Source organism: Nonomuraea sp. NPDC049378 (genome assembly GCF_055586745.1).
In genome coordinates this window covers 186,113-202,275 of record NZ_JBVJHP010000008.1, presented here as the reverse complement: position 1 = coordinate 202,275, position 16,163 = coordinate 186,113, and the positions used below count along the sequence as shown (strand labels likewise).

General features: G+C 69.6%; 17 protein-coding genes. 12 read left to right on the top strand and 5 right to left on the bottom strand.

The genetic code is table 11. The features are described from left to right. The first annotated feature begins 3 nt into the window (after nt 1-3). The 7 genes from ACZ6SA_RS19250 to ACZ6SA_RS19220 all read left to right on the top strand — a co-directional run bounded on the left by ACZ6SA_RS19250 (nt 4) and on the right by ACZ6SA_RS19220 (nt 7,034). Nucleotides 4-1,791, top strand: coding sequence for a peptidoglycan-binding protein (locus ACZ6SA_RS19250; protein ID WP_465829291.1), 1,788 nt, complete (start codon nt 4-6; stop codon nt 1,789-1,791). After that, nucleotides 1,784-2,485, top strand: coding sequence for an ABC transporter ATP-binding protein (locus tag ACZ6SA_RS19245; RefSeq protein ID WP_465829289.1), 702 nt, complete (start codon nt 1,784-1,786; stop codon nt 2,483-2,485). Before ACZ6SA_RS19250 ends, ACZ6SA_RS19245 begins: the two co-directional genes overlap by 8 nt. Next, nucleotides 2,485-3,663, top strand: a complete 1,179-nt coding sequence (locus ACZ6SA_RS19240; protein ID WP_347647897.1) for an ABC transporter permease — start codon at nt 2,485-2,487, stop codon at nt 3,661-3,663. The genes ACZ6SA_RS19245 and ACZ6SA_RS19240 overlap by 1 nt, the downstream gene beginning before the upstream one ends. A gap of 76 nt (nt 3,664-3,739) precedes the next feature. After that, entirely contained in the window at nt 3,740-4,372 is a 633-nt protein-coding gene (locus tag ACZ6SA_RS19235) for a hypothetical protein (protein ID WP_465829286.1), read from the top strand. Further along, entirely contained in the window at nt 4,369-4,839 is a 471-nt protein-coding gene (locus ACZ6SA_RS19230; RefSeq protein WP_347647899.1) for a hypothetical protein, read from the top strand. The genes ACZ6SA_RS19235 and ACZ6SA_RS19230 overlap by 4 nt, the downstream gene beginning before the upstream one ends. A 120-nt stretch (nt 4,840-4,959) precedes the next feature. Continuing rightward, nucleotides 4,960-5,589: a TetR/AcrR family transcriptional regulator gene (locus ACZ6SA_RS19225; RefSeq protein WP_347647900.1), complete on the top strand. Its 630-nt coding sequence runs from the start codon at nt 4,960-4,962 to the stop codon at nt 5,587-5,589. A 23-nt stretch (nt 5,590-5,612) separates the two neighbouring features. Beyond that, nucleotides 5,613-7,034, top strand: coding sequence for a pyridoxal phosphate-dependent decarboxylase family protein (locus tag ACZ6SA_RS19220; RefSeq protein ID WP_347647901.1), 1,422 nt, complete (start codon nt 5,613-5,615; stop codon nt 7,032-7,034). A 57-nt stretch (nt 7,035-7,091) separates the two neighbouring features. Here ACZ6SA_RS19220 and ACZ6SA_RS19215 read toward each other — a convergent pair whose 3' ends face one another. After that, entirely contained in the window at nt 7,092-7,508 is a 417-nt protein-coding gene (locus ACZ6SA_RS19215) for a hypothetical protein (RefSeq protein ID WP_347647902.1), read from the bottom strand. Nucleotides 7,509-8,005: 497 nt separating this feature from the next. Next, entirely contained in the window at nt 8,006-8,398 is a 393-nt protein-coding gene (locus ACZ6SA_RS19210; protein ID WP_465829283.1) for an ATP-binding protein, read from the bottom strand. Between the two features lie 218 nt (nt 8,399-8,616). On the opposite strand from ACZ6SA_RS19210, the gene ACZ6SA_RS19205 reads away from it, so the two are divergent. Together ACZ6SA_RS19205 and ACZ6SA_RS19200 are read left to right on the top strand one after the other, a co-directional pair. Next, complete coding sequence (locus ACZ6SA_RS19205) at nt 8,617-9,444, top strand: helix-turn-helix domain-containing protein (protein ID WP_347647907.1); 828 nt, start codon at nt 8,617-8,619, stop codon at nt 9,442-9,444. Further along, nucleotides 9,431-9,655 carry a DUF397 domain-containing protein gene (locus ACZ6SA_RS19200; RefSeq protein WP_347647908.1) on the top strand — a complete coding sequence of 75 codons (225 nt, stop codon included), beginning with the start codon at nt 9,431-9,433 and terminating at the stop codon, nt 9,653-9,655. Before ACZ6SA_RS19205 ends, ACZ6SA_RS19200 begins: the two co-directional genes overlap by 14 nt. Nucleotides 9,656-9,836: 181 nt before the next feature. On the opposite strand, the gene ACZ6SA_RS19195 is transcribed toward ACZ6SA_RS19200, so the two are convergent. Continuing rightward, nucleotides 9,837-11,153: a DUF1349 domain-containing protein gene (locus tag ACZ6SA_RS19195; RefSeq protein WP_347648085.1), complete on the bottom strand. Its 1,317-nt coding sequence runs from the start codon at nt 11,151-11,153 to the stop codon at nt 9,837-9,839. 355 nt (nt 11,154-11,508) lie between these two features. Here ACZ6SA_RS19195 and ACZ6SA_RS19190 point away from each other — a divergent pair, with 355 nt between their 5' ends. Continuing rightward, nucleotides 11,509-12,171, top strand: a complete 663-nt coding sequence (locus ACZ6SA_RS19190) for a response regulator transcription factor (protein ID WP_347647909.1) — start codon at nt 11,509-11,511, stop codon at nt 12,169-12,171. Then, on the top strand, nt 12,168-13,307 hold the full coding sequence (locus ACZ6SA_RS19185; RefSeq protein WP_347647910.1) for a sensor histidine kinase: 1,140 nt from the start codon (nt 12,168-12,170) through the stop codon (nt 13,305-13,307). Before ACZ6SA_RS19190 ends, ACZ6SA_RS19185 begins: the two co-directional genes overlap by 4 nt. Nucleotides 13,308-13,544: 237 nt before the next feature. On the opposite strand, the gene ACZ6SA_RS19180 is transcribed toward ACZ6SA_RS19185, so the two are convergent. Further along, nucleotides 13,545-14,735: a methyltransferase domain-containing protein gene (locus ACZ6SA_RS19180; protein ID WP_347647911.1), complete on the bottom strand. Its 1,191-nt coding sequence runs from the start codon at nt 14,733-14,735 to the stop codon at nt 13,545-13,547. After that, nucleotides 14,735-14,869 carry a hypothetical protein gene (locus ACZ6SA_RS19175; protein WP_347647912.1) on the bottom strand — a complete coding sequence of 45 codons (135 nt, stop codon included), beginning with the start codon at nt 14,867-14,869 and terminating at the stop codon, nt 14,735-14,737. The genes ACZ6SA_RS19180 and ACZ6SA_RS19175 overlap by 1 nt, the downstream gene beginning before the upstream one ends. A gap of 128 nt (nt 14,870-14,997) precedes the next feature. Here ACZ6SA_RS19175 and ACZ6SA_RS19170 point away from each other — a divergent pair, with 128 nt between their 5' ends. After that, the gene (locus ACZ6SA_RS19170) at nt 14,998-16,011 is read left to right on the top strand and encodes an ABC transporter substrate-binding protein (protein ID WP_347647913.1); all 1,014 of its coding nucleotides are present in this window, start codon (nt 14,998-15,000) and stop codon (nt 16,009-16,011) included. The last annotated feature ends 152 nt before the right edge of the window (nt 16,012-16,163 follow it).

The following is a 16,163-nucleotide window of genomic DNA, read 5'->3' as shown; positions in this document are numbered from 1 at the left end:
CCCATGAAGTCGCCACGCAGGCTCATGGCCGGCGTCATCGCCGGCGTCGTCGTCATCGCCGCCGTGGGCTGGGCGCTGAGCACCCGGCTCCGCTCTCCCGCCGACGAGGCGGCCCGCAGGGCCGCGCCCAGGCCCTCGCTCGTCACCGCCGCCGTCGAGCGCCGCAAGCTCGTCAGCACCGTCACGACCAGCGGCACCCTGGAGTACGGCTCGCCCCTGCCCATCAGCCTGGCCGGCGCGGTCGGCGGCCCAGTGGCGGACCCGGTCGGCGGCGCGTCAGGGCTGCAACGGGCGACCCGGGCTCCGCGCAAGGGCCGGATCAAGGAGGGCGCGGTGCTGATGGAGGTCAACGGCCGCCCGGTGTTCGCGCTGCGCGGCTCCGTGCCGATGCACCGCACGATCGCGCCCGGCAGCAAGGGCGACGACGTCAGGCAACTGCAGCGGGCGCTGCGCCGGCTGGGCTTCGGCGGCCCGCTGACGGGCGTGTTCGACCGCGCCACGATCGCCGCGCTCACCAGGATGTACGCGAAGAAAGGGTACGAGGCCCAGGAGCCGACGCTGGCCGACCGGCAGGCGTACGACACCCTGCGCAAGGCCGTGCAGACGGCGCGGGAGACCCTCGCGACCGAGGAGAAGGCGCTGGACCAGGGCCGCGACGTGCTGCCGCTGAAGGTCAAGCTCGACAACGCCGAGGCGGACATGACGTCGGCGAAACGGGCGCTGAAGAAGGCCGAGGAACAGCGGCTGACGCCCGAGGACGAGACCGAGCTCGCGGCGGCCGACGCGGCCGTGCGCGCGGCGGAGGAGAAGCTGGCGGCGGCCGAGCAGGCGCTGGAGGCGGCCAGGACCCCGCCGACCCCCGGGCCCACGGCGACCCCCGGCCCCACGGCCACGCCCACGTCCGGGACGTCCGTCGTCGCGGCGACCCAGCCACCGGCCGACACGAGCGTGCTGCGGATGAGGGTGGAGAACGCCAGGGCCGACCTCGCCGCCGCCCACGAGGCGCGCGGCCGCGTCCTGGAGAAGGCGCGCCAGGCCAGGGAGAAGCGGCTGGAGGAGCTGCGCAAGGCCGTGCGCACCGCCGAGGAGGCGCTGGTCACGGCCCGGCAGGCGCTGCGGCAGGCCCGGCAGCTCTCCCCCACCAGGCTCAAGGTGGCGGGCGCCAGGAAGGACGTGGCGGCGGCCAGGGCGATGCTGGCCGAGTACGCCCGCACGTACGGCACCTCCGTCCCGCCCGGCGAGGTGGTGTTCCTGCCGAAGTTGCCCGCCCGGGTGCAGAAGGTGTCGGTGAAGGCCGGGCAGCGGATCGAGGACGAGGTCGCCACGGTGACCAGCTCGTCGTTCATGGTGACCGCGAGCGTCGAGGCGGCGGAGTCCGAGCTGCTGCGCGCGGGCATGGAGGCGAGCATCGAGCTCGACACGGGGAAGACGTACCAGGCCACGCTCACCGCGACCGGCGACCAGGCCAAGGTGCCGGGCGGCGAGGAGCCCGCCGCGGGACAGGATGGCGGCACCGTACCGATCCTGCTCACTCCCGCCAAGGGCAAGGGGCTCAGGGCGGGGACGGCGGTGACGGCGCGGGTCAGCGTGGGGGCGACCGAGGAGCCCGTGCTGGTGGTCCCGGTGGCCGCGGTGATCACTTCGGCGGACGGGAGGGCCCGCGTACGCGTCGAGTACGCGCCCGACAGGACCAAGGACGTCGAGGTGCGCACGGGCCTGACCGCGGACGGGAACGTCGAGGTCACCGGCGAGCTCCAGGAGGGCGACCGGGTGGTGGTCAGCGGTGGCTGAACCGGTCATCGAGCTGACGGAGGTGTGCAGGGATTTCCCCGCCCTGCCGCCGGTCCGCGCCCTCGACCGCGTCACGCTCAGGGTGGGCAGGGGCGACTACGTGGCCGTCACCGGCCCGTCGGGCTCCGGGAAGTCCACCCTGCTCAACGTGCTCGGGCTGCTGGACCGGCCCAGTTCGGGCAGCTACCGGCTGGACGGCGCCGAGACCACCGCCCTGCGCGACGGCGCCAGGACCCGGTTGCGCGGCGACCGGATCGGCTTCGTCTTCCAGTCGTTCCACCTGCTGCCCCACCGCAGCGTCGTGGAGAACGTCATGCTCGCCGAGATCTACCGCTCCCGCACGGCTGTCAGCACGATCAGGAAGGGACGCGGCGGCAGGCGCGAACGGGCGATGGCCGCGCTGGAGCGGGTCGGCGTCGCCCACCGCGCCGGCTTCCTGCCCGGCCTGCTGTCAGGCGGCGAACGCCAGCGGGCGGCCATCGCCAGAGCCCTCATGGGCGAGCCGTCGCTGCTGCTGTGCGACGAGCCCACCGGCAACCTCGACAGCCGCAACACCGAGGCGGTGCTCGGCCTGTTCGACGAGCTGCGCGGGCAGGGGCTGACGATCGTGGTCATCACGCACGAGCAGGAGGTCGGCGCGCGGGCCGGGCGACGGGTGCGCATCACCGACGGTGTGCTGGTCGAGGAGGGCTGATGCGCGTACGCGACCTGATCGGCGAGGCCGTCGCCGGCATGCTCGCCCGGCCGGTGCGCTCGGCCCTCACCACGCTCGGCACCGTGCTCGGCATCACCACGCTCGTCGTCACGCTCGGCGTGGCCGCGACGGCGGGCAACCAGATCGTCGGCCGTTTCGACGCGCTGGTGGCCACGGCCATCACCGTGGAGGTGCCCGAGTCGGAGTTCGAGCCGCTGGTGGAGTGGGACGCGATCGACCGGCTGACCCGGCTGCGCGGCGTGGAGTCGGCCGCCGCGGTGTCCGAGAGCAAGGACAGCACGAACCTGTCCGTACGCTCCAACGACATCGTGGACCCGACCAGGGTCACCACGCAGTCCTTGACCGTGTTGTCCGCGACGACCGGGTTGCCGGAGGCGGCGCGCGGCCGGATGGTGCAGGGCCGCTTCTACGACACGGGACACATCCGGCGGGGCGACCGCGTGGCGGTGATCGGCGACCAGGCGGCTCGGGCACTCGGCGTCACCCGGCTCGACCGGTCACCGGCGATCTTCATCGGAAAGCACGCGTACACGGTCATCGGCGTCATGGGCGACCTGCGCCGCGAGCGGAACCTGAGCACCGCGGTGATCGTGCCGCCCACCGCGGGACGGCAGTTCGGGCTGCGCGACGTCACCCGGGTGCTGGTCAACACCACCCTGGGCGCCGCCGGGCTGATCGCCGGGCAGGCGCCGGCCGCGCTCAGCCCGGGGAACGGCGACATGCTCCAGGTGGTCGCCCCGCCCAGCCCCACCAGGGCCCGCGACCAGGCGCAGGACGACGTCAACGCGCTCTTCCTCATCCTCGGCCTGGTCTCTCTTGTCGTGGGGGCCGTCGGCATCGCGAACGTCACCCTGGTCACCGTCATGGAACGCGTACCCGAGATCGGCCTGCGCCGCGCGCTCGGCGCCGCCCGCCGGCACGTCGCCGCCCAGTTCCTGCTGGAGTCGACGCTGATCGGGCTGACCGGCGGCGTGATCGGCGCCAGCCTGGGAGTGGTCACCGTGGTCGCCGTCTCGGCCGCCAAGCAGTGGACGCCGCTCCTGGACGTGCGCCTGGCGATCGCCGCGCCCGTCGCGGGCGCCGTGGTGGGGCTGCTGGCCGGCCTCTACCCGGCGCTGCGCGCGGCCAGAATGGAGCCGGTGGACGCCCTGAGGTGACGCACACCATGACTCCGACCAGGTATTCTGGCAAAGAGCCAGGATATGCTGGCGTTTTGACAGTAAACTACAGAGCGTGATCTACATGTCACGCATGCCCTCGACCAAGGACGCAGGCATGCAACATCCTCCGCCTCCTGTCTTTCCCATCTTCCGCTCCAAGATCACGTGTACGGTGCTCGCCCACACGTACTTGGGCGGCGGGGAGACCTCAGTCAGCAAGTTGGCCGCAATTGCCCAAACCGACAGTGGCACGATGGCGCGCGAGGTATCCAGGCTGGAGCAAGCCGCAGTACTCGGTAGTCGGCATGTCGGCCGTACCAAACTGGTGCACGCCAATAAAACGGCCCCTTTCTACGGACCGTTGCTCGACCTCGTCACGATCACCTTGGGTCCAGTACAGGTCCTCGCAGAGGAACTGGCCGACGTCGAAGGCATCGAAGTAGCCGCCGTATTCGGTTCATGGGCGGCACGCATACAGGGAGAGGCCGGTCCCGCACCAGTGGACATCGACCTCCTCGTCGTCGGCCGACCGGATCGTGACGATCTCCACGACGCCACGGGACGCGCCGGATCAAGGCTTGCCCGCCAGGTCAACACCGTCGTCGTCACTCGCACACGGTGGGAAGCGAACGAAGACGGATTCATCCGTGAGCTTCACAAGCGCCCGCTGGCGAACGTACCGATTGTCGACGGAGAGAACGAATGACGAGTTGGGGGCGAGGGCGGGACGAGATCGTCGGCATGCTACAACGACGCGAACTCACCCAGGTCACCGCAGACTCTGAGCTCGCCGAACGCCTGATCGCAACCGCCCGGCAGCACTTGGTCAGCGCCGAGGCACTGGCCAGCACAGATCCACACCTCGCTTACGCGGCCCTGCACGACGCGGTACGCAAGTCATTGGCGGCGCTTCTGCAGATGCAGGGCCTACGTGCGACGACAACCGGCGGCCACCTTGCGATCCAACATGCCGCTCGAGCACAGTTCGGCACGTCCATGGGGGCGATCCTCCGGCCGATCGACCGCATTCGTACGACTCGCCACGAAAGCGAATATCCAACGCCCTCCACTTGGATCGACGAGGATACCGTTCGCGACGACCTTTCGGCGGCGACAGCTGTCGTTGAAGCTGCGGGAAGAGCGCTTCCCCACCTTTCGCCGTTCGTGCCATGAAGACAAGCTGAACGCGACCCGCTCGCGCCCCATAGGGCTGATCCGAGCCACGGCGGCCGAAGGTAGATTTCCCCATCAAGTGATTGACTGAGCTGTGGCAGCCGAATTACGTTCGGTAGCATGCCACCCGGAGAGAACGCACAGGTCGCGCAGATCCTCAAGGTCGCGACGCAGCTGTTCGCCGCGCTGGGCTACGACGGCACCTCGACGCGCCAGATCGCCGACGCTGCCGGGCTCAACATCGCCACCGTCAACTACCACGTGGGCGGCAAGCGCGAGCTCTACCTCGCCGTCATGGAACGCGCGCACCTGGCGGAGAAGGCAGCCCTGGAGCAGGCGCTCGACCGGTTGCCCGGCGACGACCCCGCCGCCGGGATCCACCGGCTGGTCGACGACTACCTCGACTTCTGCGTGGACAACCCCGAGGTGCCCGCCCTGTGGATGCACCGATGGCTCTCCGACGCGGGCGACATCACCGAGTTGGAGCGCCGCTACGTGCAGCCGCTCTTCGCCGCGGTCGCCGCCACCATGCGTCCCATCGCCGAGTCAGGGCTGATCGACGCGAGAGTGGACCTCGAATACGCGATGTGGACGGTCGTCTGGTCCGTGCACGGCTTCGCCAAGGGCGGAGTGCTCGACGACCAGGGCCGCCGCAGAGGAGCCGGCGACCGGGCCGTGCTGCGCCGTTTCCGCGCCCACCTGCACCTGACCCTGCACCGCATGCTCAGCCTGCCCGGCGACCCCCGGTGAGCTTCGCCCCCGAAGGAGCCCGCGTGAACCTCCCCCTGACCGGACGGACGGCCGAGGACCTGCTGAGCGAGATCGCCAGGCTCAAGGGGAACGACTTACCGGTGCGCGGCGGCCAGGTGACCGCGTACGTCTACGACACCGGACGGCCCGAGATCGGCGAGGCGGCGGCGCGGGCGTACGCCGAGATGCTGGAGGTCAACTGCCTCGACCCGACCGCGTTCCCCAGCGTGGTCGAGATGGAGCGGCAGGTCGTCGGCGCGGTCGCGGACCTGCTCGGCGGCGGCCACGGCATCTTCACCAGCGGCGGCACCGAGTCGATCATGCTGGCGGTCAAGGCCGCCCGCGACGCCGCACGGAGCTCCCGCCCCAACCTCGTGCTGCCGGTCACCGCCCACCCGGCCTTCCACAAGGCGGCGCACTACCTCGGGATCGAGGTCGTGCCGGTGCCCGTGGACCTGGCGACGTACAAGGTGCGGGCCCGCGACGTCGAGGCCGCGATCGACGCGGACACGATCCTGGTGGCCGTGTCCGCGCCCTCCTACCCCCAAGGGGTGGTCGACCCGATCGAGGAGGTCGCCGCCGTGGCCGCGGGCGCGGGCGTTCCGTGCCACGTGGACGCGTGCGTCGGCGGGTGGCTGCTCCCGTGGTTACGGGAGGCGGGGGCGGCGGTCCCGCCGTTCGACCTGTCCGTGCCCGGGGTCACGTCCCTCTCCTGCGACCTGCACAAGTTCGGGTACGCCCCCAAGGGCGCCTCCGTGGTGCTGTTCGCCGACCCGGCGATGCGGCGCAGGGCGTACTTCGCCTCGGCCGCCTGGCCCGGCTACACGATCATCAACGCGACCGTGCAGAGCTCCAGGTCGGCGGGCCCGCTCGGCGGCGCGTGGGCCACGCTGCAGGCGCTCGGCAGGCAGGGGTACGTCGAGCTCGGCCGGGCCACGCTGGAGGCGACGGCCAGGCTGCGCGAAGGAATCACCGCGATCCCCGGGCTGCGCGTGCTGGGCGAGCCCGAGTCGTCGCTGGTGGCGTTCGCCGGGGACGGGATCGACGTGTTCGTGCTGGCGGACGAGGCCCGGGCGCGGGGCTGGTTCCTGCAACCGCAGCTCTCCTACGCCGGCATCCCGGCCAACCTGCACATCACGGTCACGGGGGTGACGATGGCAGGGGTGGAGGCCATGCTGAAGGTCATCGCCGAGTCGGCCGAGTCCGCCCGGCTGCGCGGCCCGGTCATGCTGCCCGACGGGCTGGTGGAGCTGGTGGCGGGGCTCGACCTGGACGCCCTCGACGACGCCGCGTTCGCGGAGCTGGCCGCGTCGGTGGGCGTGGACCTGCGGCCGGGGGCGGGGCAGCCGGAGATGGCGACGGTCAACGCCGTCCTGGACGCGCTCCCCGCTCCGGCCAGGGAGGCGGTGCTGGTGCGCTTCCTGTCGGTCATCTACGGCTCGTAGCCTGCCCGGCATCGCTGACGTGCTGCATGAGCTGGCTATCCGGGATTCCCGTGCGCGTCAGCACTTCTTCGGCGACGTCACCTTCACAACGTCACGACCGACCGTGGAGATCTTCTTCTTTCCTTTTGTATGTGGATTCACGGTGAGGCACTTTCCCTTTACAGGCTCAGGGATGCCTGCACCGTCGACCCACGTTTGAATGCGACGCTTCTGATCGCAGTGGTTGTTGAAGTAGATGGTCGTCGAGACATTGCCGCCGGTCCCCCAAGAGACACTGAGCTTCTTTCCCTTGGGAGACTTGCAGTCGAATTTTTTGCGTAGAACGTCTCTGGGCTCTGCATGTGTGGCCGTTACGGCCGCTGTCGCCATGGTCGCCCCCGCAGGGAGACTGCTTGCGACCGCCGACGAAGCAGTGGTTACGGTGAGCGCGGATACAACAAACAGACCGCCGACGACGCCTGTCAGCAATTTCATGGACAATCCTTCACTCCGAGGCGTGGCGCGGACAGCGTGCAGCCTTTATGTCGAGGCCGATTCAAGGGTCCAGCCGTCCGACTGTTCTTTGACCCACGAGCCAGAGTGCCATGAACTATTGAATTTGTCGTTGGCAGTGCTTACACATGCAATTAGCACAGCACCTACAAGACGAGCGGCGCCTTCTGGCCTGCCCGATGCCCCCGCGGGTGGGCGGCGTGCGCAGCCGCGTCGTCCATCTGGCGACGGGCAACGCCGTCCTCGACGCGCTGCCGGCTCCGGCCAGGGAGGCGGTGCTGGTGCGCTTCCTGTCGGTCACCTACGGCCAGGCTCCCGGACACGGGATTCCTGCTCCAGATGTTTGTACAGTTCGGCCAGCGTCGCACCGCACCGCACGTTGGAAAGCCCGCCGTCCTGGGGCACCAGGACAGTGCGGAAGGCGATATAGCCGCCGCCGGCCCCTTCCATGATCGTCCAACCCTGGAATCTCCTGTCCGTCACGTCTCAGGCACGGCACCGGCGGTCGCCAGATCGGCCCAGACGACGCGGCGACCACGTTCGACGACATACGTGCCGCATCGGGCGCTGAGCCCCGCCACGATGCCCAGGCCGCGACCCGCCTCCTCCATGGACGCCTGGAGGGGCACGAAACACGGCGCCGACGCCAGGGTGCCCGGGTCCATCACCTCCAGGCGTACGAACTTGGCACTGACCCCCAGCCGCAGCCTCACCCAGTCGCGCCCCGGCCCTTCCGGCACGTGCTGGATGACGTTGGCCGCCAACTCGGCGACGATCTGGAGCGCATCGGCCCGCACGGCGGCGGGAGCGTCGGCGAGCCACAGCCCGACCGCCTGGCGCGCCTGCCACGAGGTACGGCCCCCGCGACGCAACGTCGCCCCCCTCCAGAGGGATATGTCCGGTCTCTCCGGTGTGTAGCTTTTTGATCCCTGCGAAATCCTGAGCATGAGCCTGAATGCCTTTCTTGCGCCCTTGGACTCCTTCCCAGGGTGACCTCCGATCGCTAGGTTGTAATCAGCACATGACTGTCCGTGCTGGAACAGACCTGTGCAGCCATTGTCTGTGCGCATGCTTCGCGAAGGAGCCCGGCATGACCTTGGACGAGCAACTCCAACCCCCGCCCCCTGAAACACCCTCCTACGGCGTTGTGCTGAAGAATGCACGCACCGCCGCCGGCCTCTCCCAAGTGGCCCTGGGAAACATTCTCTCGTGCAGCGAAAGCCTTATCGGGCTGGTCGAGCGCGGCCAACGAAAACCGACCAAAAGCTTCACCATCGCGGTCGAATCCGCCCTCGGGCTGAACGGCGACCTCTTCCGGCTCCTGCCCAACACCCGGGTCATGTCCGTGCCGAAGTGGTTCAGCGAGTGGCCGGCCGTGGAAGAGAACGCCCACACAATTCGCACGTGGCAACCGCTCGTGGTTCCCGGCCTTCTCCAGACTCCGCGCTACGCCCGAGCCATCCTCGCCGCCGAACCAGGAGCCACCGAACAGTGGGTTGAGGAGGCCGTGGAGACACGGCTACGACGGCAGTCAGTGTTCGAGCGCACCGATCCGCCCATGTATTGGGCCTTGCTCGACGAATGCGTTCTCCTCCGGCCCGTCGGCGGGAAAGAAGTCATGCGGGAGCAGTTGGAGCACCTGCTGGCGATGGCGGAACGCCCCAACATCTCGATCCAGGTCGTGCCACTGGACGTAGGGGCCACAGCGGGTCTGCTGGGAGGCTTTTCTCTCGCCCGAAGCGAAGGCATACCAGACCACATCTCACTCGAAGACGCCGCACTCGGCTCCGTAACCGCTCACGAGGAGGCCGTGCGGCGCGTTAGTGTCAGATATGACGCTATTCACAAATGGGCACATCCCATCCACATGAGTCAGCGACTGATACGCGAGGTGACGGCACGGTATGAAGATCAGTGACGAACTCGACGCCGAACTCGAAGTCGCTCAGTGGATCAAATCCACGCTGTCGGGCTCAAGCGGCGGCGACTGCCTCTATGCGGCCAGCTTGAGCGGCGACCGATACGCGATCCGCGACTCCGAGCAACCCGACGTTCCGCCCATGATCCTGCGCGGCGACGTCTTCCGCGCCTTCATCGGCGGCGCCAAACTCGGCGAATTCGACTTCTGACCCCAGCACCAGGCTCCAGCTCGTGGCACCGCGGTGGTCATCCAGTGAGAGCATCCGGATGCGGGCCCCGACGAAACGGCCCGCATCCATTTCTACGCCCGCAGCGAAGAGACGCACGACCTGCTCGACGTGGTCACCAACGCTCCCCTCTCCGGCCCCGGACAGGACGTCGGCCATTCCTTCAGGGGAGCGGAGACTGACGTGAAGCTTTCCTGCGGTGTACAGCCATCGCCGTCCCGAGGGCGAGGGCGGCATATCCGCAGGCCACGGTCAAACCTGCCCACGGCGGGAGCGGGTAATAGCCCCCGAGCAGTGACTGGTCCACGTCCACATGCGCGAACGTGGGAACGCTCTGCGTGATCGCGAACCCGGCGGCAGGGGTGATCGCCAGCAGCCATGGCACCAAACCCGCGGTCGCCACCAGGTAAGGCACGACGACCAGCGCGACGGCCAGCCCGACGGCGACCACGGCCCGCCTGACCAGCGCGGCGAGGCCCACAGCCAGCACCGCGGCGACCGCGGTCAGCACCGCGTAGCCGACCGCCACCCGCAGCCCGGTGGCCAGGGTGATCGGCTGGATCGGGTTCTGGTTGGCACGCAACATCGCCAGACCGACAGGAACCACCACCCCCGAGGTCACCAGCCCCGCCGCGAACGCGACCGCGCCGACCACCACGGCCTTGGCCGCCAGCACCCACTCCGGATGCGGCCCGCCCGGCGGACCGGCCCCGATCAGCCCGCGCCCGCGTTGCGCCGTGACGAACGTGACCGCCACCACGAGCACCGGGATCAACCCCACAACCCCGCCGGTCAGCATCAGATCAGCCCGCAGACCACCCTCCACCGGAGCGGGCCCGATGTCACCGACCCCCGTCACCATGAACTTGCCACCGGACTCGACAACCCCGCCCGGGTGATGCGGGGTCACGCCATCGGACTCCAGGGAAACGCCGACGTCGTCACGCCGCCACGAACCGTTCGCACCCTGCAACGCGACCTGGTCGAAGGTGGCGGTGACCTCGGCGAAGGCTTCCGCCCTCTCCCACAACACGCCTGGCGAGGCGGCGAACAACCCGATCTCCACCGTCTCCGCCAACCCCGTCAGCTTGACCGTGCCGACCTCGGCCCACGCCTTGCCGTCATCTGACTCATAGCCGGTGACGGTGTCGCCCGACCTGGTCAGCCGCAACCACTGCGGGCCATTGTGAGGACCACCGGCCACGTCATGGATGTAGTTGTGCTGCATCCGCACGCCGTGAGCTCCGGTGAGCATGACAGCCGCGTACGGCGAGCCCTGCCGAAGACTCTGCCTGAGCAGGAGCCCGGCCTTAGCCCACGGCACCACCCCCTCCTTGACGTTGCGCACCCCCGGTACGGCGTCCGGCATCCGCATCTGCCCGGTCATGTCCGACACACGGGCGACGATGCCGCCGTCCCCCTTGAGCGGCTGGTGCACGAAGTAGTACCTGTCGTTGACCGCCGTACCATCAGGTCCCACCAAAGGCGCAGGGCAGGGACCCTCCCCCTTCCCCGTCGCACACGTACTGCGCGCGCCCCCGGCGATCAGCAATCCGAGCGACACGGCAGCCAGCACAGAGGCCACCATGGTGCACAACCAGCCCCGCGAAGAGCGAAACGTGGCCCACTCCCCGCGCAGCAACGCGGAGAGATCGGCCCACCGGCGAGATCGGTTCGGTGTGAATGAACTCATGCCGACGGTTGTACGCGGCACCCGGTTCCAGCACGGTCGCAGCGGCTGCGACCCGGCTGGAACCTGGGATCTGGCATCGTCAGAGCATGGCACCTCGACCCGGCGGCAGGTTCGGCCGCACGATGACCGGCGGTGAGGGGCGGTGAGGGTCCTCGTCGTCGAGGACTTCGAGGTCCTCGCCCGCTCCATCGGAACCGGGCTGCGCCGCGAGGGCATGGCCGTCGACGTCGTCCTGGACGGGACCGCCGCCCTCGACCGCCTGGCCGCCACCCGCTACGACGTGGTAATCCTCGACCGCGACCTGCCCGGCGTCCACGGGGACGAAATCTGCCGGCGACTCGCCCACGGCCGCTGTGAGACCCGCGTCCTGATGCTCACCGCCTCCGGGACGATCGAGGACCGCGTCGACGGGCTCAGCCTCGGCGCCGACGACTACCTGCCCAAGCCCTTCGCGTTCGCCGAACTGGTCGCCCGCGTCCGTGCCCTGGCCCGCCGCGCCACCCCGCCGCTGCCACCCACCCTGGCATGCGGGGACATCACCCTCGATCCGGCTCGCCGTATCGCCTTCCGGGCCGGCCGGCGCCTTGAGCTGAGCCCCCGGGAGTTCGCCCTGCTCGAATGCCTGCTCGCCGTACCCGGCCTGGTCATCTCCGCCGAGGAACTGCTCGAACGCGTCTGGGACGAGGCCGCCGACCCCTTCAGCAGCGCCGTCAAGCACACCATGCACCGGCTACGGGCCAAGCTCGGCGACCCGCCCGTGATCGAGACCGTCCGCGAGGGCGGCTACCGCATCGGACCGTCATGACCACCCAGACGCTCACCAGAAGGCCCCTGCAGAAGCGGCTCGCGCTCGCCTACGCGGCGGGCATCTACGCCGCCGGGACCTTCGTGCTCATATTCGTCAACGTCCCGCTGGCCAGCGTCCAGGAGACCATGCCCGCAGGCCCCGCCTCATCCGGCACGGTCATCGAAACCGGGCCCGGACCCGGGATCAGCCTGCCCCAGCTCCTCACCGGATCCGCCGTCGCCCTGGTCGTACTGATTCCCGTCGCCCTGGCTCTCGGCTGGTACGTCGCCGGCCGCTTCCTGCACCCGCTGCGCGCCATCACCACCACCGCCCAGAGCATCTCCGCCGGAGACCTCCACCGGCGCCTCGACCTCGGCGAGCCCACGGACGAGCTGACCGAACTCGGCCACACCCTCGACGACCTGTTCGCCCGCTTGCAAGCCTCCTTCGACGCCCAACGCCACTTCGTCGCCAACGCCTCCCACGAACTGCGCACCCCACTCGCCGGCCTGCGCACCCTCCTCGAAGTCGCCCTCACCGACCCCGACGCCGACGCCGAGGCCCTGCGCTCGGTCTGCCGGGAGGCCCTCGCTCTGGGCGAACACCAGGAGCGACTCGTCCAAGCGCTGCTCGCCCTGGCCACCAGCGAGCGCGGCGTCACCCGCTGGGACACTCTCGACCTCGCCCATGTCGTCGAAGGAGTGCTCACCTCCCGCCGCGCCCAGGCCACGGAGCGAGACATCGACCTCGCCGAACACCTCGCGCCCGCGGTGACGGCCGGGGACCCGAGACTGATCGAAAGCCTCGTCGCCAACCTCATCGACAACGCCATCCGCCACAACCACCCGGACGGGCACGTAGAGATCACCACCCGGATCTCCGGCACGGAGGCGACCCTCACGGTCACCAACACCGGACCGGACATCACCGGCGACCAGATCCAGCGGCTCTTTCAGCCCTTCCAGAAACTGGCGCCCGATCGTCACGGCCGCAGCGACGGCTACGGCCTCGGCCTCGCCATCGTCAACGCCGTCGCGCAAGCCCACCACGCCACCCTCACCACCAGCGCCCGCCCCGAAGGCGGCCTGTCCATCACCGTGCGTCTGCGCTCCCCGGAAGCCGCCCGCCGCTCAACGTACGGCGCGACCTCCTGACCCCAGAAGCAACATACAAAACGGAGCCGGAGCCGGGACGGACATCGTCGTGACAGCCCTGGAGCCCGCGATCTTCGCCGCCGCCGACCTCATGCATGTCCCGATCGAGAAGAGGGCCGGCTGACACAGCCTGCACGACGAACAGCACGCCTGCAACCAACTCCTGCGCACAAGCCAAAGCGGCCCGCGGGCTTGCACTTTCCGCACCCGCCGCTCATCGCTCAGAGCTCAGGTCCTTCACCTTGGCGACCAGCTCCTGTTTGCCCGCTTCCACACCTGTGCCACCACGCGGTCCGGGGAGTCGAGCCAGAGGTGGTGTTCCTCGGGTGTGACCGTCATGCCGAACCGGTCGCGCCCCGGCTCGCCCCAGCTCACCCACCGGAAATAGGCGTCCACGACCTCGTCCCACAGAGCCCGCGCACCCACCTGGAACACCTTGTACCGCGCGGTGTCCGGACGCCAGTCCGCCGCCGCCCAGGAGTACGGCTCGGCGGGGTCGGACACCCACAACCGGTACAGATCGCCGTCCTCGTCCGGCGCGCCGCTGCCGTTGGAGGTCAGGCCGGTCAGTGCCGCGATGGCCAGATCGGCACCGGCGGGAGCATGAGCGATGGTGCGCGGGTCGATGCGCGTGGTCAGGTGGTGTTTGTCCTCAGGGCCGCGCGGCGGACGGTCATGGATGCCGCGTTGTGAGCGCATCAGCATGTACGAGGCGAACCCGGGGAAACGGCCGATCGCCGTACCGTCAGGCATGGTCACGAGCCGCAACGCGTGGCCTGTGCCGAACCCCGGGCAGTACGGCAGCACGAGCACCGCGCCCGGCCGTGACTGCTCCACCCAGGCGTACGGAACGGTCCGGACCCCGCACGTGACGTGGATCCGGTCGAACGGCGCCTGCTGCGGGCACCCGGCGGCGCCGTCACCGATGACCAGATGCGGCTGGGCACCGGCGGCGGCGAGGTTCTTGGCCGCCTGTCCGGCGACGGCGGAGTCCACCTCGACCGTGCTCACATCCCCGTGGGCACCGACCAGATGAGACAGCAGGGCAGCGGTCCATCCGGTGCCGGTGCCGATCTCGAGCACCCGGTGGCCGGGGCAGGGGTCCAGCAGGTTCAGCAGGTGGGCGACCGTGCTAGGAGCGGACGCCGAGGCCGTGTAGTCACCTTCCATTTCGCGCAGGTCTGTGCCGCCGTCGTCGAGCTGGGTGACGATGCTGGTGTCGGAGTAGACGATGTCCCACCAGGTTCTGGGATCGGCGTCGCGGTCGATCAGGACCGCGGTGCCGGTTCTGCGGGGTGAGATGAGACCGACGTCAGGGATGAACAGGTGACGGGGCACCGCGCGGACCGCTTGCTTGACAACATTTCTGATGTCCCCGAGTGGGTCGAGGTCGGCGATCAACGACTCCATCCGCGCGGTGAGGTCCACTACTTCTTGCCGCCTTCGCCCTCACCGTGCTGGCCGGAGCCTGTCCTGTTCTCGTCGTCGTTGCTGCCCTGACCTCCCCGCTTGGGGTCGAGCGGCGTGTCCTTGGGGCTGTCGGGGTCCTCGTGTCGGCCCACGGATGTTCTCCCTTTACTCGCGCCGAATGCTCCTTGTCATCGTATGGTCACGTAATGAATTGAGGGAGAGGCATTTCCGCTGGCCACCTGTCACTTCGCGGGGACCCCCAGGGTTACATGATGGATAGATGACGTCGCAGGTCATCGGGGTTCCGCTAGCGCTGACCGGGAGGTTCGCCCGGTTCGGTGAGCAGGCCAGGCTGGGGCTGGAGGTCTGGCGGGCGGCCGCAGACGGTGTGGAACTCGTCGTCGAGGACGATCGCAGCGATCCTGACGTGCTGGAGCGGGTGTTGCGAGGGCTGGCCGGCCGGTGCGATCTGCTGCTGGGGCCGTACTCCACGCATCTCATGCGCAGGGCGGGGCGGGTCGCGGCAGAGCTGGACCTGCTGGTGTGGAATCACGGCGGGGCGGGTGACGACGTGCAGGGCGCGCATCCCGGGCATGTCGTGTCGGTCCTGGCGCCCGCAAGCGCGTACGCGGAGCCGTTCGTGCGGCGACTGGCCGAGGAGGGCGAGCGCGACCGGTTGTGGGTCGTGCCGGGCAAGGGCAGTTTCGGACGGCAGGTGGCGGCGGGCGCCGAGCGGGCCGCGAACGAGCGCGGCATCCCGGTGATCGTGGCCGAACCCGGTGCCGCGTTGCCCGTTGGCGGGTCGTGGAACCTGCTGTGCTGCGGGTCCTTCGAGGAAGACGTCGAGGTGTTGCGGCGAGCCTCGAACCCGCGGATGGTCTGCGCCGTGGCGGCGGGCGTGCGGGCATTCGGGGAGGCGGTCGGCGATCCGTACGGGATCTACGGGATCGGGCAGTGGTTCCCGAGCGAGGGCGAAGCGGACAGCAGGGACAGGGCAACCGTCGAGAGCGAAGCGAGTTGCGAACGGGAAGCGGCCGTCGGGATGTCGGAGCGGGAGTTCGTGACCACCTACCGGGAGCGGGCCGGGGTGGTGCCCGACTATGTAGCCGTGCAGGCGGTGGCCGCCGCCGTCGTCGCGACCCACTGCGCCATGCTGGCCGGGAGCACCGGGCGTGCAGCGTTGTGGGGCGTTGCCACCGCTCTGGAGACCACGACGCTGTTGGGAGCCTTTCGCGTCGACCCGGGCAGCGGGGCACAGGTCGGGCATCGGGCCGCGCTCACCCGCTGGCCGTAGCGGGCCCAGCGATCGGCCGGCCGTAGCGGGTGACCGGTCGTGGGGCGAAAGGGGTTGTGGGGGGGGGGGGGGGGGGGGGGGGGGGGGGGGGGGGGGGGTGGCGTCCTCTTCTCTCTCGCCACGGCCTCGGAAACGACCATCGCGGATCCCCC